At 60.4% G+C, this 13,911-nt stretch carries 16 protein-coding genes and 1 pseudogene; all 17 read right to left on the reverse strand.

The window, feature by feature from the left end:
* Nucleotides 1-7 precede the first annotated feature (7 nt).
* Nucleotides 8-574: a tail fiber assembly protein gene (locus tag JFT86_RS00310; RefSeq protein WP_201234978.1), complete on the reverse strand. Its 567-nt coding sequence runs from the start codon at nt 572-574 to the stop codon at nt 8-10.
* Between the two features lie 8 nt (nt 575-582).
* Nucleotides 583-1,674: a phage tail protein gene (locus tag JFT86_RS00315; RefSeq protein WP_201234284.1), complete on the reverse strand. Its 1,092-nt coding sequence runs from the start codon at nt 1,672-1,674 to the stop codon at nt 583-585.
* Between the two features lie 59 nt (nt 1,675-1,733).
* A complete protein-coding gene (locus JFT86_RS00320) occupies nt 1,734-2,159 on the reverse strand; it encodes a phage tail assembly chaperone (protein WP_201234283.1) in 426 nt (141 codons plus the stop codon).
* Nucleotides 2,160-2,694: 535 nt separating this feature from the next.
* A pseudogene (locus tag JFT86_RS29360) lies at nt 2,695-2,892 on the reverse strand (hypothetical protein); the annotation flags it as partial.
* A gap of 14 nt (nt 2,893-2,906) precedes the next feature.
* Nucleotides 2,907-3,506 (reverse strand): putative phage tail protein, encoded by a 600-nt coding sequence (locus JFT86_RS00330; protein ID WP_201234980.1) that lies wholly within the window; start codon nt 3,504-3,506, stop codon nt 2,907-2,909.
* Nucleotides 3,494-4,540, reverse strand: a complete 1,047-nt coding sequence (locus JFT86_RS00335) for a baseplate J/gp47 family protein (RefSeq protein WP_201234981.1) — start codon at nt 4,538-4,540, stop codon at nt 3,494-3,496. The genes JFT86_RS00330 and JFT86_RS00335 overlap by 13 nt, the downstream gene beginning before the upstream one ends.
* Entirely contained in the window at nt 4,530-4,928 is a 399-nt protein-coding gene (locus JFT86_RS00340; protein ID WP_103302988.1) for a phage GP46 family protein, read from the reverse strand. Before JFT86_RS00340 ends, JFT86_RS00335 begins: the two co-directional genes overlap by 11 nt.
* Nucleotides 4,928-5,437: a phage baseplate assembly protein V gene (locus JFT86_RS00345; protein ID WP_201234982.1), complete on the reverse strand. Its 510-nt coding sequence runs from the start codon at nt 5,435-5,437 to the stop codon at nt 4,928-4,930. The genes JFT86_RS00340 and JFT86_RS00345 overlap by 1 nt, the downstream gene beginning before the upstream one ends.
* Before the next feature lie 136 nt (nt 5,438-5,573).
* On the reverse strand, nt 5,574-6,623 hold the full coding sequence (locus tag JFT86_RS00350) for a phage baseplate assembly protein (RefSeq protein WP_201234983.1): 1,050 nt from the start codon (nt 6,621-6,623) through the stop codon (nt 5,574-5,576).
* A gap of 3 nt (nt 6,624-6,626) precedes the next feature.
* Nucleotides 6,627-7,862: a DNA circularization N-terminal domain-containing protein gene (locus JFT86_RS00355; RefSeq protein WP_201234984.1), complete on the reverse strand. Its 1,236-nt coding sequence runs from the start codon at nt 7,860-7,862 to the stop codon at nt 6,627-6,629.
* Nucleotides 7,849-9,624, reverse strand: a complete 1,776-nt coding sequence (locus JFT86_RS00360) for a phage tail protein (protein WP_201234985.1) — start codon at nt 9,622-9,624, stop codon at nt 7,849-7,851. The genes JFT86_RS00355 and JFT86_RS00360 overlap by 14 nt, the downstream gene beginning before the upstream one ends.
* A gap of 130 nt (nt 9,625-9,754) precedes the next feature.
* Complete coding sequence (locus tag JFT86_RS00365) at nt 9,755-10,051, reverse strand: phage tail assembly protein (protein WP_007908778.1); 297 nt, start codon at nt 10,049-10,051, stop codon at nt 9,755-9,757.
* On the reverse strand, nt 10,048-10,395 hold the full coding sequence (locus JFT86_RS00370; RefSeq protein ID WP_007908779.1) for a phage tail tube protein: 348 nt from the start codon (nt 10,393-10,395) through the stop codon (nt 10,048-10,050). Before JFT86_RS00370 ends, JFT86_RS00365 begins: the two co-directional genes overlap by 4 nt.
* Nucleotides 10,396-10,462: 67 nt before the next feature.
* Nucleotides 10,463-11,959: a phage tail sheath subtilisin-like domain-containing protein gene (locus JFT86_RS00375; RefSeq protein WP_201234986.1), complete on the reverse strand. Its 1,497-nt coding sequence runs from the start codon at nt 11,957-11,959 to the stop codon at nt 10,463-10,465.
* On the reverse strand, nt 11,959-12,141 hold the full coding sequence (locus tag JFT86_RS00380) for a DUF2635 domain-containing protein (RefSeq protein ID WP_201227735.1): 183 nt from the start codon (nt 12,139-12,141) through the stop codon (nt 11,959-11,961). The genes JFT86_RS00375 and JFT86_RS00380 overlap by 1 nt, the downstream gene beginning before the upstream one ends.
* A complete protein-coding gene (locus JFT86_RS00385; protein ID WP_201234987.1) occupies nt 12,138-12,722 on the reverse strand; it encodes a hypothetical protein in 585 nt (194 codons plus the stop codon). Before JFT86_RS00385 ends, JFT86_RS00380 begins: the two co-directional genes overlap by 4 nt.
* Nucleotides 12,723-12,882: 160 nt before the next feature.
* On the reverse strand, nt 12,883-13,911 hold the full coding sequence (locus JFT86_RS00390) for a phage late control D family protein (RefSeq protein ID WP_201234988.1): 1,029 nt from the start codon (nt 13,909-13,911) through the stop codon (nt 12,883-12,885).

Here is a 13,911-nt window from a genome sequence, read left to right on the forward strand (position 1 = left end):
GCTGAAATCAGTTAACTTCGGCTGCGCCGGGTGTCACCGGCCAGATAATTTCATCTGGGAAACCGGCCTGCTTTTCGATGCGGTTGAGTTCTACGCTGTAGAGCTTCCATTCGATCAGCAACAGTTGTTCGTCATGGCTGGCATCGCCGATGTCTTCGGCGTATTGCAGGGGGGCAATGCGCAGGACGGCGTCGCGTAGCAGTGCATCGCGCTGGACAAGAACGTTCGCAGTGATGTTCGCCAGTTGCCGAGTCGAATCTGGCACCCAGGCATTGTCCTGCCAGACATGAAACTCGTCGGGGCAAGGCTCGGCGGTGAATGCACCTGGCAGGGCGCCCAGTTCGCTCCAGGTTTGTTGCGCACCGTTGTCCTTGCGGTACACGGTGCCGCGACAATCAATCAGCTCACGGGGGACGCCGTTGGCGATTGCCCAAGTGCGTCCCGGCTCAGCGGACGGTAACTCATAAGCCAGTTGCACCGCGTTAGCAGGCAGTTGGACACCGATGCCGGGCGTGACAAAAAACTCCACCGGTCCCACCAAGGCACCGTCGTCATCCATTAAATAGTTGAACATGCTGAGCCTCAGATAACTTTGATGCGGCCGGGATAGGCGACGTTACGGGGACGGGAGGTGAAGCTGTACAGAAGCGTGTTGGCCGCGTCCTGTTGGTAGACAGTTCCAGCTGGGAAAATCGGGCCACCATTGCTCGGCGTGATCACGGTTTTCGCTTCATGTGTCTGAGCCCCGACAGCGCTCAAGCTATCGGACCATCTCGATCCCACAGCACCGGCACCGTTCGCGCCCATCGCATAGGAATGCACCGTCCCCGCTTGATTGGCACCCATGACCCGGCCGATATCGACATTGCGACCTTCGTCCAGAATCCGCAAAAATTCACCGCGCAGTTCGGGTCCACGGAACGTCAACGCGCCATCACCCGGAGTCCAGTTACCTTCATTGCCCGCCCGTGTCGCTTCGGTATTGAGCATTCCAGAACGCTGAGCGTGATCCCACAACCAGGGCCATTCGGCACGGTTCATCAGCGTACCGTTGAGCGCGCCATAACCGCCCGGACTCAGCAGCACCGTTGTCTCGAAAAACGGACGTCCCAACGGGGTGTTGTCAAAGCGACCGACCGGCCACCAACTCCCCGCCCCATCACTGCGCAAATGCCACCAATCCCCACCTCCCATCAATACGAAAAACGGGTAACCGCTGGCGGAAAGATGCGTGTGAAAGCGGATGCGATCAGTGCCGGACGTCTGAATGACCATGCGATTACCACTGTTGTCGACCCGACGCAAAATCACGTCACGTACACCAAGTGCGGCGTTGGCCGGTGGCAGCAACAAGGTCACAGGCCCCGGGCTACCATCGACCAGCACAAGACCAAGTTCCGCCTCGGTAAGCGTCTTGGACGCCGCCAGTCGAGTGATGATCGAACGCATAGGACTCGCACTCGCGATGATCGACTGAATCGCCTTGTACAACTGGCCGGTATCGGATTCCGAAGCCACCAGTCCACCGCCAGTAATTACACTCAGAATCTCTTGAGTAACGCTGTTGCCCCACACCGCCGGAATCAACGACCCCGGCGTACCGGCCACCGGGTTTTCATCGACGAATCGGCCATCGACCAGACCAACGCTGGGGACGCTTTTTGGATAATCCATTGTTTAATTTCCTTTACCTGGAACATTGACGGGGGCGATGTCGACGACGCGGCATCCGCTCACTCGGCAGCCATCCAGGCAGGCTTTTTCGGACGGGAGCGTTTGGAGGGGAATTTCTTTGCCTGGGGCCACTTGCGCAGCGCCTGCAGATAGCTCAAAAGCGCCAGGTAGTCAGTGTCGGAAAGTGTGGTGGCTTTCATCAGTTCCACTTCGTCCCGATGGCGATCACGCAGCCAGACCACGCGATCAAATTCTTTATCGCGCCACGCCTTGGCTTCTGCCGAGGCGTGCTCTTCAGTGCGTGCTGCGGGTTCAATCAGAATCGGCAGACCAAGATCATCATGGCCTCTCTCGGTACCGGCGGCCGGATTGGCGATCACCGACTCATAACGTGCCTCGTCAATTTCAACGGCATCGTCCGGAATGCTCGTGTGATAACCCGATAAGTAGGTGTTGCCGGTGGTGCGGCTATAGAAACGTTTCATTTCAGTTCCCCACCCCCAGGACAGTGACAAAACCGGTGCCACCAGAATTACTCAAGACTTGAACCTGGCTCGGATCAAAGTAGGTAACCAGTGGTGGGGTGATGATGTCGAAATAAGGTGCGTTCCCGCTGTGTGAGTAACTCGCCCACGTAGCGACACATTGGCTCCTGAAAGCCACCGGCCAAGGTTTTGCAGCATAGGTTTTATCGGCAGCGATGGTGATCAGGACCCACTGGATCATGAATCCCCCCAACCAGCTCGGAAAAGCGATATAGCCATTCGGGCCGATGCTGTATGAAACACCAAACCAGAGCTTTTTCGGGGTGACAATAGTGGTGTCATCCGTCCCCGCATTGACTTGGGCTTGAGTAGCAACTCGTGCCCAGCCAAAAACCGTTTCCGTGGCTTGAAGCACTTTCTTTTCGATCGCTTGAAATACGCGCTGCGGCGTCATCAGACGGCTATTGCTGGTACCGGCTTCGGCTTCATCCTTGCTTGCGAAAGAATCAGTTTTGTTCTTCTCGACAATCGCAGAAATAGCCGCTTTGAGCTGCGTGCTATCACCCTCATCAGGCACAAGTCCGGCAGCAGTAATCGCGTTGACTATTTCATCGGTAACACTGTTGCCCCACCGAGCCGGAATCAACGATCCCGGCGTTCCCATCAACGGATTTTCATCAACAAACTTCCCATTCACCAACCCGGAACTGGGCACACTTTTCGGATAATCCATCCCGTCATTCCTCCCTAGTCATAATTGATATGCACCTTGGTATGCGCCGGCGCACTGCGGTGGATCAGGCACTCCAGTGCCGACCCCGGATTGACGCCGAAGCGCTCGCCCCAATAGCTCGCGCCGAAACGCCGGCCGAGCAGCAAGCGGCCGCCGGTGTTGAGCGTCCACATGAATTGCGCTTCCCATGTGCCGAAATGCGCCGCGCCAAAACGTGCGCGGCCCATGCGCGGGGCTTCGAGTTCGGTGATGCTGGCGTTGGGGTAGCCCTGGCTTTTGGCGATTTCGAGGTAGTAACCGACGGCCTGACTACCGACCGCGAGCAAGCGGCGACGCACGGCGAGGCGGCGGTCGTCGAACAGTGGCGTGGCGCCGAGGCATGGGTCGGGCAGATCCATCACCCGCTCCCAGTCCGGTACCAGTTCGCTGACGCCGGCAGGGTCCATTTCGTTGAGCAGGTCGGCGGCGCGGGCGTCGAGGCGTGCCAGTTCGACGGCGACGCCTTGCAGCACTTCTTCGAGTTCCGGGACTTGCTCCGGGTCCCACGCGGGACCGGCGGGCAGCAAGGCGCGCAGTTGCGCCTGGTATTGCGCGGCGGTTCTTATGCCCCCCATACGCAACCTCCGAAAGTCAGCAGTTCGCTCTTGCCGGCAGGCACATCAGCCGCCGGTGTGGTGAGCGTGTGATCGTATTCGCCGCCGGCGCTGCTGATGGCTTCGCGGATATGACTGATCAGCAGCGGCACGCCAAGATCGGCCTCGCGATTGTGCAGGTCACGCAACTGCGCTTCGACCGCCGCACGTACGGCGGTGGTGTCGGGGTTGACGCTTTTGAAGCGATACACCACCGGTACCTGAATCGGTCGCTGCACATGCACCTCGGCAGTCACCGGGCGCAGCGGTTCGATGTAGTCCTGCACCTCGGCCAGTTGCTCATCATTCGGCACCGGTTGCGGATCGTCGTCGCGCATGATGAACACCGTCACCGTGCCCGGGCCGAGCAAGCCACCACGGCACCAGGCGCGGGTCACGCCCGGCACTTCCAGCGCCCAGGTTTCATAGTCGCTGGACGAGCCACCGTGGGGGATGACGCGATAGGAGCGAATCACTCGCGAGCGCAACGACTCCAGACTTTCTCGCGCAACGCCGCCGCTGAGCCCCGGCGCCAGCACGACGAAACTGTTGCCGACCACACCGGTAATCGGCTGCACGGGAGTCAGCGTCAGACCCGCGTCAGCGTTGCCGAGGCTGCCGGCGTCGAGCGCAGAGATGGTGGTGCTGTTGCTGCCATTGCCGGTGGTGCGCGCAGCGGTGACTTTGTAAGTGCGGCCATCATTGGATTGCAGCAACGTGTCAACGTCGAGCACGGCACCCGCCGTCGCGGTAAAACTCACACTGCCGGTGGCTACCTGCGCAGCTTTGCGCGGTTGGTTCAGGCGCAGCGCGGCGATGCGTTCCAGTGTCGATTCATCGGCCTTGTCCGGCAGGATCTGCTCGGCAATCCAGTCGAGATAACCGTACAGACCATAAGCCGCGCCGCCTAAGGTGCGGGCCAGCACTTGCGCATCGGACTGGCGCAGCGAATCGCCGGCCAGGTCGCTTTGGGTGCGCTTGATCAGCACCGGCAGCGAAGGGGTTTCAAACGGCATAGATCACCTGCCAACTGTTATCGGGGTTGATGTCCAGACGTTCGCCGTCGGCCAGGGTCAGGACCGTGCGCAGGTTCAGGCGCTGGGCGTCGAGGCGTTCGCTGATGATGTCGATGGCGCTGCAATGGCCGTCGTCGATCAGCCATTGCAAGGCTTCGCGGGCGTAGAACTCGGCGTCCATCTGGGTCTGTCGGGTCAGCTTGACCCGGCGCAGCAGCCACAGCCGCGAACCGATACGGTCGTCGGCGACGGTGGGAAACGTGTCACCCCACCAGCCGAAACGCTCCTCGTCGTCGAGGGCATCGTCATCGGCAGCGCGGCGCCAGGTGAACAGGCTGATGAGTACGGAGCGGGTCAGTGCGGCGTGGAGGTTCGGGCTGATCAGCATCACTTGCCTCCTGCCGGCGCGCCGGTCTGGCCACTACCGGCCTGCACACCGACGTGCACGTGTTTGATCTGGCTGATGCCGCCGGCGATCTGATCGCCAGTGGAAACAATCTTGCCGGTCTGGTTGATGACCGGCGTATCGAAGTTCACCGCCGAACTGGCGCGGATGTTCAGCGTGGCGGTTTCGATGTCGATGATCCGTCCGCGCTTGAAGTGAATCCTGTCGCCCTCGTCGGTGTAGATCGCCACTTCGCCGGCAGCCAGCGATTGCAGGCGATAGCGACGGTCAGCGACCACCAGGGCGATGGCGTGGGAACGGTCACCGCCGAGGAACGTGACGATCCCTTCGGCTCCAGCCAGAGGATTGCTGGTGAAGCCATACGGCTCGAAGTGCTCGAGGTCGTCGTTCACTTCTCCGGCGGTGAGGCGCATTTGCAGCGATTGCAGCTTGGATGCCGAATTGGCGAGCACGACAGTGCCGCGCGCCAGCAGGCGTGTCAGTAGGCTCATGGTTTGTCCTTCAAAAGATGGACACGACGCGGTCAACTGTAGGAGTGAGCCTGCTCGCGATGGCGTCATTGCAGTCGACCATTCAGTGGCCGGCCTATCGCTATCGCGAGCAGGCTCACTCCTACAGGGGCGGGTGTCAGGCTGAGGTTTTTTTCGGTGGAGTGGGGTCGGGATCGAAGGTGTGCGGCGGCGCAACTTGCAGGGTGGTCACCGAACCTTGCGCCGACAGCGAGTACGTCACTTTGGAAATCAGCATGTCGCCATCAAACCCGAGTACCGGATCCGTGACCTTCACCAGCGTGTTGTGGCGCCACAAGTCACCGTTGGACTGCCGCCAGCCCTGCACCTGATAGGTGGTGGTCTGCGCGCGGCCCATGCGGGTCGCGCTTTCCCACTGCGCACGTTGCTGGGCCAACTCGAAGGTCAGCGCCGTGCCCTCGTTGATGATCGTGGTACGCCGACGTTTGAAAGACAGATCGGCAGCCGTTGATTCAACTTCGCTGACCGCCGCCCCGCTCTTCTTGTCCGAGCCTTTCTGCTGGCCGATCACGCGGTATTCGGAGAACACCTGGCTATGATCCATCGGCGCGTTGGCCGACAAAATGTTCTTGCCCAACTCCAGTGCATCACTTGCCCGACCGCCACTGCCGGGCTTGGCCAGCACCAGCCGGCCCTGCTCGTCATCGGTGGAAAACACGCGAAACAGCGAGAGCAAACGGTCGATCGATTGAAACACCGTTTCACCCGGCACGATCGTGTGTTTGGCCAGTCGTGCGGTCTCGGGAATCTGGTTGACCACCATCAGCGAATACTCCATCGCCAACGCCTGAACGATGCTCAGCAACGGTTGTTCCTGCCACTGATTGGGCCGGTTGGTGGCGGCGCAATCGACCAGATCCTGCGTCCTGGAACTGCCCTCGATACTCAGGCTGATCTGCCGACCGTCGTAACAAATCGGCGCCTTGAACACGTAACCGGTGAGGACCAGATCGTTACCGATCTTCACTTCGCACGGATCGCCGGGTTTGATTCGCTGGTCGACAGTCTGCCCCGGCCACTGCCAGGTGATGTCGAGTTTGAAGGTACGAAACTGGCGCTCCAGATCAGCAGTGATTTCCACGCTTTTCCAGCCGCCGTATTCCAGATTGTTGACCGTCAGCGTGACGCGGTTATCCATCTCGCTCATGGTCTACTCCCTGGACACTTTCACGTCGTTGGGTGAAAAGCCCGGATGGTTCATCGCGTTGCTCTGAGTCACTTCAGTCACCCGTGTGGCATCGGCAAATTGCTTGTAAGCCACGACCAGCGCCGGCAGGCTTTCCTGGAAAGATTTACTGACCTGTCGCACACCGGATGACGCCACGGCCTTGAGGTGCGCAATCAGCGCTTCCTTCACATCGTTGATTGCCTGGTGGTGTTTAGGGTCGGCCTTGTCCAGCATCGGATCAATTGCCACCCCGACAGCTTTCTGCAGAGCTTTCATCTCATCGGTCACCGGCACTTCCTGACGGGTCACCGGTTGATCCGCCTGATGAGCCACCGAAGGTGTCGACGACAGTTTCACCGCAGGGGTCGCCACCGGCATCGACGCAACCCACTGCGCCACTTTGACCAGCATCGTGTCCTGCACCAGATCGGCCATCGCCTGCGCTGCTGCGTTGGTGTCTTTGCCGGTGGTGATCTTCGGTGCATCTGCCTTGCGGATGGCTTCGAGTTGTTGGGAGACGTCGGCAATCACGCCACGGTAGCCCTCCTTCGCGAACTCCTTCAGCTCCTTGATATCACCAAGCAAACCCTTGAATTCCGCCGCCACCTCCTTGGGCAATTCCTTGACGGCTCTGACCAGTTCGGTGATCTGCCGGTACTGCTCGATCAACGGTTTGAGCTGTTCCTTGATCACCTCGTAAACCCCGGTGAGGCTGTTGCGCAGATTGGCAATGCCGATGCGCGCAGCCTTGATCAGCGTCATCGCCTGCTCGAAGCGCGCCACCGCCGAACCCAGCAACGTGTCGGCCTTGGCCAGCAAGACTTTCTGGGTGCTGACCGTGGCAGTCGGAAACGGCAACGGCTTATCGGGATAGAACTTCAGCGCAAAGGTCACCAACCCGCCGTCCTGGCGAGTGTGGGTCATGTCGCATTCGCCGACCTTGACTTGCAGGCGTCCCAGCCATGGATGCACCAGCTCACCGCTGCCTGCTTCCAGCGCCTTGAGCAGCTTGTCGCGCTGCTCCAGGCAATCGGCACCGATGATGAATGCCGTGATGTCGTGGGTCTTGGCCTGTTGGCCGAGGTCCTCGAAAAACGGCAGGTCACGTTGCGGATATTCGTGCAACTGGCCTTTGCGACCGACCGGGGTTTTCGCCTGATCGATCCAGAACCCGACACCGCGAAAGGATGCCGGCAACAAACGGTCACGCCAGTTCATTGGAACCTCCTGCCGATAGCGAGCGATAGCCGATGCGCGACGACAGCGCCAGCCCTGGTTGATTGCTTTGCGGTTGATCGGTGCGCAGTCCGGCCGGCGCATTTTCGAAGCGCACCGTCAGGCCGCCTTCGAGTTGCGTGCGATTGTTGGCAGCGCTTTGCTGGATCAGCGCGCTGGAGGATTGCGGCAAGGAGCCGCCCTGCAACGCCGCGCTGGACGACGCTTGAGGGGCTGCGCCAAAAAACGCCGGCGCCAATTCACCTTTGCCTTCGGCATTGGTCTGGCGTTGCGCTTCGGTCAGGGTTTCGACCTTGCCGGTGACCTTGGCGATCAGTCCGGCGAAACCACCGTCGAACAGTTCCTTGATCGGCGCGATGACGGTTTGCAGCTTTTGCCACAACTCGCCGAACCACTCGGTGATCGGCCCCCAGTTCTTGATGATCTGCCCCAACGGCGTCCATTCGAACATGTTGTGCAGAAACTCCAGTACCGGTGCGGCCATGGCTTGCACCACGCCCCACAGCGCCGAAAACACTTCGCTGATCGGTTGCCAGTACATCGCGATCTGCTCCAGCGGCGACCATTCGAACAAGCCCTGGAAAAAGCTTTTGATCTGCTGCGCCGACGTTTGCAGCGCGGCCCAGATCGGTTCGAAGAACGTGACGATGCTTCCCCAGTTGTTGACGATCAATCCCAACGGGGAGAAGTCGAACAGCGTTCGGAAGAAGTCCTTGATGACTTGCGCCGCCGGTTGCAGTGCGGTCCAGATCGAGGCGAAAAACCCGGTAATTGCCCCCCAGTTGTTGATGATCATGCCCAACGGCGTCCAGTCGAAAAGACTTTTCAGGAACGACATCACCGGCACACTCAAGGCCTTGAGCAGTTCCCATATCGCCGAAAACAGACCGGTCAGAGGCGCCCAGTTATCGAGGATCATGCCGGCCGGCGACCACGAGAACACTGACTTGAAGAAGTCGATCACCGGAGCGGTAACCGCTTTGACCTTGTCCCAGATCCCCGAGAAGAATCCCGTGACAGGTTGCCAAAGCGCCGCCAGCGTATCGAGCGGGCGCCAGTCGAGCACCGAGCGCAAGATCGCCATGGCATTCGCCCCGGCGCTTTTCACGCTGTCCCACAGCCCTGTGAAGAACGCACTGATCGGCGTCCAGTTGGCCACAATCAAACCGGCCGCCACCGCAATACCCATGGCGATCAGCATGACCGGATTGGTCTTGAGCACCATGCTCATCACGTCGAACACCTGAGTTGCTCCGGTGACGGCGGTTTGCATCGCGGAGAAGGCAATCGCCCCCGCCGCCAGGCCTTCGACCAGTTGCGGGTTGTCGGCGAGCAGGCTGCCGACCTGAGTCAGCATCGGCTCAAGCCCGACGACCAATGACGCGACCGCTGGCGCCAGCGCGGCATCGATAGCGCCCGACACCTTCTCCATCGATGCACTGAACACGTTCATGTTCTGCGCGACGGCTTTCGGTGCGGCCGGCAGGTCGACGGTTTTCGCCGTCTCGCTGACCTCAGTCAACTTGCCCTGAAACGCTGCAGCCGACTTGATCCCGTCAACGAACGGCGTGATCACGCTGCCGCCCTTGAACAGACCACTGATGTCGAGTTTGCCCAGACCGGTCTGTTCGAGGTTTTTCTTGAAGCTCTCGACCTTCACTCGCAACGCGCCGAGTTTGGGCGACAGTTCATCGATGCCCGTCAGCAGCAACGGGGTTTTCGCTTTGCTTTCTTCGTCTGCCATCACTGCACCTGCTGCATCGCATTGATCCGTTGCGCGTGCTCCAGCGATTCGCGGAGCACATCCAGTGGCCTGGCCATCATCTGTTCGGGGTCAACCTTCCAGAACCAGGCCAGGTCATAGGCGACGGCGATCAGGTCGGTGATGGCGCCGACGCCGCACTCATGAAAAAACTCGCAACGGCCCAGCTCAGCGCGTTGAGGTCAGCCAGATCCAACTGGTTGACCGACGACGGCGGAATGCCGGCGCACACGGCGATGTATTTGGCCGCGACGTCCATGTCGAGGCTGACCTCTTCGCTCTTGTCGATCTTGTACGGCAGCGCCTTGATCGCTCGCACTTCCTGCACCGTCGGACGGCGCAGGACGAGTTCGGTCAGGGGCTCGCCGTGAGCTTCGATCGCAACTTGAAGCTTCACGGCGCCGCTCATTGCCAGGTCCCCTTGATGCCTTCGAATTTCAGTTCGATGGTGGCGTCATCGCCTTTGGAGACTGGCTCTTCAACCAGATACGCGCCGGCCAGTACGTAGACTTTGCCGTTGCTGAATTCGCAGGTGACGGTGATATCGGTGCCTTCGATCAGCTTCTTCAGCGGGAAGTCGGCGGTGTGCAGCGCAGTCACTTTGAACGACGGCGCAATGTCGGTTTCCTTGTAGAAGCCAGGTACGACGGTTTCGCGTTTGACTGCCATCAACGGGGCTTCGCAGCCGCCATTGATAGTCAGTTGTGCGCCGTCGACCTTGACGTAGCAGGTACCTGCAATCAGTTGACCCATGGTGTTACTCCCTTCAATAAAAAAGCCCACGCGAGGTGGGCTGAATGCTTGCCGTCAAACGCGCTTATCAGGCCGCGTCGTCGTACTGCAGACGGAATTGGTTGAGCAGTGCGAACACGCGCAGACCGTTGATGTAATCCGGCGGGAACAGCACGTTCACCCGGCTTGGGTCCTGCACGTCGCGCTCGACGATCAGGTGTTCGGCGAACAGCTCGGCGTTCTCCACATGGCCTTCCAGTTCGAGCTTGGCGTACTGAGCGATCAGCTCGCCGCGAATGGTCGCCGGAGTGATGATTGGCTGGCCGGCGCCGAAACGGGTGCCGTCAGAGGCCAGTTTGTGCCGACCGTATTTGCTGGTGATCACGCTTTGCAGACGACGTACGATGAACGCCGACTGGTGCATGGTTTCGCTGTCCAGGTAGGAGTTGTCCGCCTGACCGTAGGCGTTCTTCTGGTAGGTGGTGATCGAACGCTGGATGCGCACGTAACCGCCTTCGTAGTACGCGGTGGCGATGCCGTAGTTGAGCAGCGACTGACGCTCGGTCAGGGTGAAACGCTCACTCGCTGGCGCAGGATCGACGCCCGGCAGGCTGCCGCTTTGCGTTGGACGGCTGGCGTCGGCGGAGATGAACACGGCGGTGCGCGCAGCCAGGGCGGCGGCTTGTACCCAGAACGGTTGCGGAACGCCCGGCTCCAGCGCCTGAATGGTCATGTGTTGGTCGTTGCGCGCCTGGCCTGCGGCGACCAGCGTGCCAACGGTACCGCGCTTGGCGCTGTAGACGTGACCGAACAGTTGCTTGGCCCACGACCAGCGACCGGTGCTGTCATCCATGACCGCTTGCCAGGTGTTGAGCGTCGACAGATCCGACCACGGCAGCGCAATGAACTCGAACGGCTCGTCGCCCAGTGCGGCAACCGCCGCCACTTGATCCGGCACGCCGGCGCCACCGATCATCGCCGTGATCGCGGTGACCAGACCGGCCGGGGTTTCCTCGCCGTTGCTCTTGCCCAGACGGTTGAATTGCAAGCTGATGTCGTTACCGCTCTCGCCCACCCATTTGGCGCTCACAGTCACTACACCATCGACAGCCGCTGCGCTCACCGGCAGATCGGCAGTGGCGTTGATTTTCAACGCCAGCGCGGTCGCCGCTTGGGCAGCGGTGGCACCATTGATCACGGTGGCTTGCACTCGCACACCGCCGACATACAGATTGAGCACGCCAGCCTGAGTGGCGGTGCCGGTCAGGGTCAGCACGCCTTTGGCGATCGCGCCTTCAGCGTTGTGCAGCGGCAGGCACCAGATCTCGCCGATCGGGTCGGCCTTGCGGAAGGTTTCGTACATCGAGGCAAGCATCGAGCCTTGACCGCCGATGCTTTTCGCCAGCGCAACGCTGGAGACCAATACCAGTTTGCCGACTTCGCTCGGGGCGATGTTGTCGTTGACCTGGGCGACGATCAAACGGCGCATGGCCGAGGTCGCGCTATTGGCGGCCGAATTGTCCATTTCGGCATAGAACAGCGGTACACGAATGTCCGCGGGGATGTTGCTGAATCCGATCGCCATTATTTGGCTCCCTGTGGTTTAGCCGCTTTTGCGGTTTTGAGTGTGATATCGCCGTCGGCCAGACGCCGGCGCCACCAGGCGCTGTCCAGCACTTCACGGCCTTCCAGCGGCAGCAGATCGCCTGCCTCCGGGTCAGGTACGACACGGCCGGCGGCCGGCAGTACGGTGATGCGGTTGCTCATGGGTTTACGTCTCCAGAGAAAGTCATTTCCACGCGCCCATCGGGGCCCGGGCGTTTCAGGTTGGGGTCGGCGGGATCGATCGCATCGACCCGCACGGTGACCCCGGCAAAGGACGACAAACCGTCCAGTTCGCGTTCGTGCCAACTCTCCGCAGGCTGACTGGGCAGATTGCGGCCGAGCTGAAACTCGGCAAAAAAGCGCAGTCGGTAAAAGGCGCGGCTGCTGTTGATCGCGACCAATTCGCCGCCGTCGTAGACGATGGCGCTGTAGCCGGAATCGGGTTTGAACCCCACCAATGCGCGCCACAGTTCGGCGCGCAAGTCATGCAACAGATCCAGCGCTTTTGTAGCGTCGGTTGCGTCAAGCGCGAGGACGATTTCGAAGCGGTCGCGGATAGGTTGAGTGGTGAGGTTTTGTGCGGTGCTGTTGCTGGCGAGATCAGCCAGCGGTGTGACGTGGGCCGACGGTGTCGGCAGATCCGGGTTGCCTTGCAGCAACGCCAGATCGACTCCCACTGAAATGTGATTGGCCAGGCTAGGGCATTGCGCACGCAGTTGCGTGAGGATCGGGGTGATCTTCATGGGGGCTTTCCAGAATGAGTGAAGTGACCGCAGGACTCATGTAGGAGTGAGCCTGCTCGCGATGGCGGGCTTACATTCAGAATCGATGCTGACTGACACAGCGCAATCGCGAGCAGGCTCACTCCTACTGGGATATCTGTCGCTGCGAGGTCGCGCAGGATCAGGCCTTGGCGTCCGCCTTGGGGTCGAGACCGGTTGCTTCGATCAGGCAGCGATAGCTTTCCTCGCGCTTGCCGCTGGCGGTGACCTTTTTGATCGACCAGCGACCGCGCATGAAGTCCGGCCAGGTGTCATCGAGCACCAACAGGCCTTCGGCGGCCAGCAGCGGATCGCCCGGGCAGGTGACCTTCAGCGTGTATTTCTCGCGCAGCATCTTGCGCACTTCGGCCTCGCCGATGGCTTTGGCTTCTTCTTCACTGGCCTGTTTCTGGCGAATGACCTTGTAGGGTGCGGAACCGGTGATCACCTCCTGCAGCTTGCCAACAGCACCGTCCCAGAAGCAGGTCTTGCAACCCTGGTTTTGGGTGCGAGCGGTCTCTTCAAGCGTGGCGCTGATGAAGGCGTGATCACCCGGTCGATTGTTGCTGGTCACCGACAACCTGACGTCCGGTATCACCTGGCCTGACAGTGATTTGAGCTGCGCCGGTTTCGCCAGTACGTAGAGGTCGTTGAAGGGTTTGGCCACCACGTCGTATTTGCTCGCCAAACGTGTGATGAAGCCCATGTCGGTTTCGTTCGACTGGTCGACATGGGCAATCCTGATCAACGCCAGTTCGGGATCGACACGCGGCGAAAAACCGTGCCGCAAGACCAGCTCGCGAAACAGTCCGCCAAGAGTTGTCGGGCCATGACTGGCCGTGCGCCGCTCCTTGAATCCGGTCTCGTCCTTACCACTGAAAGGCGCGGCCGTGGCGACCACCGTCAGGCGTAACGGGAACAGCGTCGGTGTCAGTCGAGTCACCTTGAACTGGCCCTTTTCGACCAGCCCGGACTCCAGATAGCCAACCCGCAGGCCGATGGTTCCGCCCAGGCTCGGCAAGCCTTCAAGGCCTTCCAGGTCGATCACCAGTGTCAGCTGATCGGATTCCATCCCGGCAGCATCAATGTGTTCCCAACTGATCAGGCGCTGGTTCAGCAGCGCATGGTTGGCCCCGTAGATTTCGATCGCCGGTGTAAATCCCTGTGCCAT

It is taken from the genome of Pseudomonas sp. TH06 (assembly GCF_016651305.1).
Taxonomy (GTDB): Bacteria; Pseudomonadota; Gammaproteobacteria; order Pseudomonadales; family Pseudomonadaceae; genus Aquipseudomonas.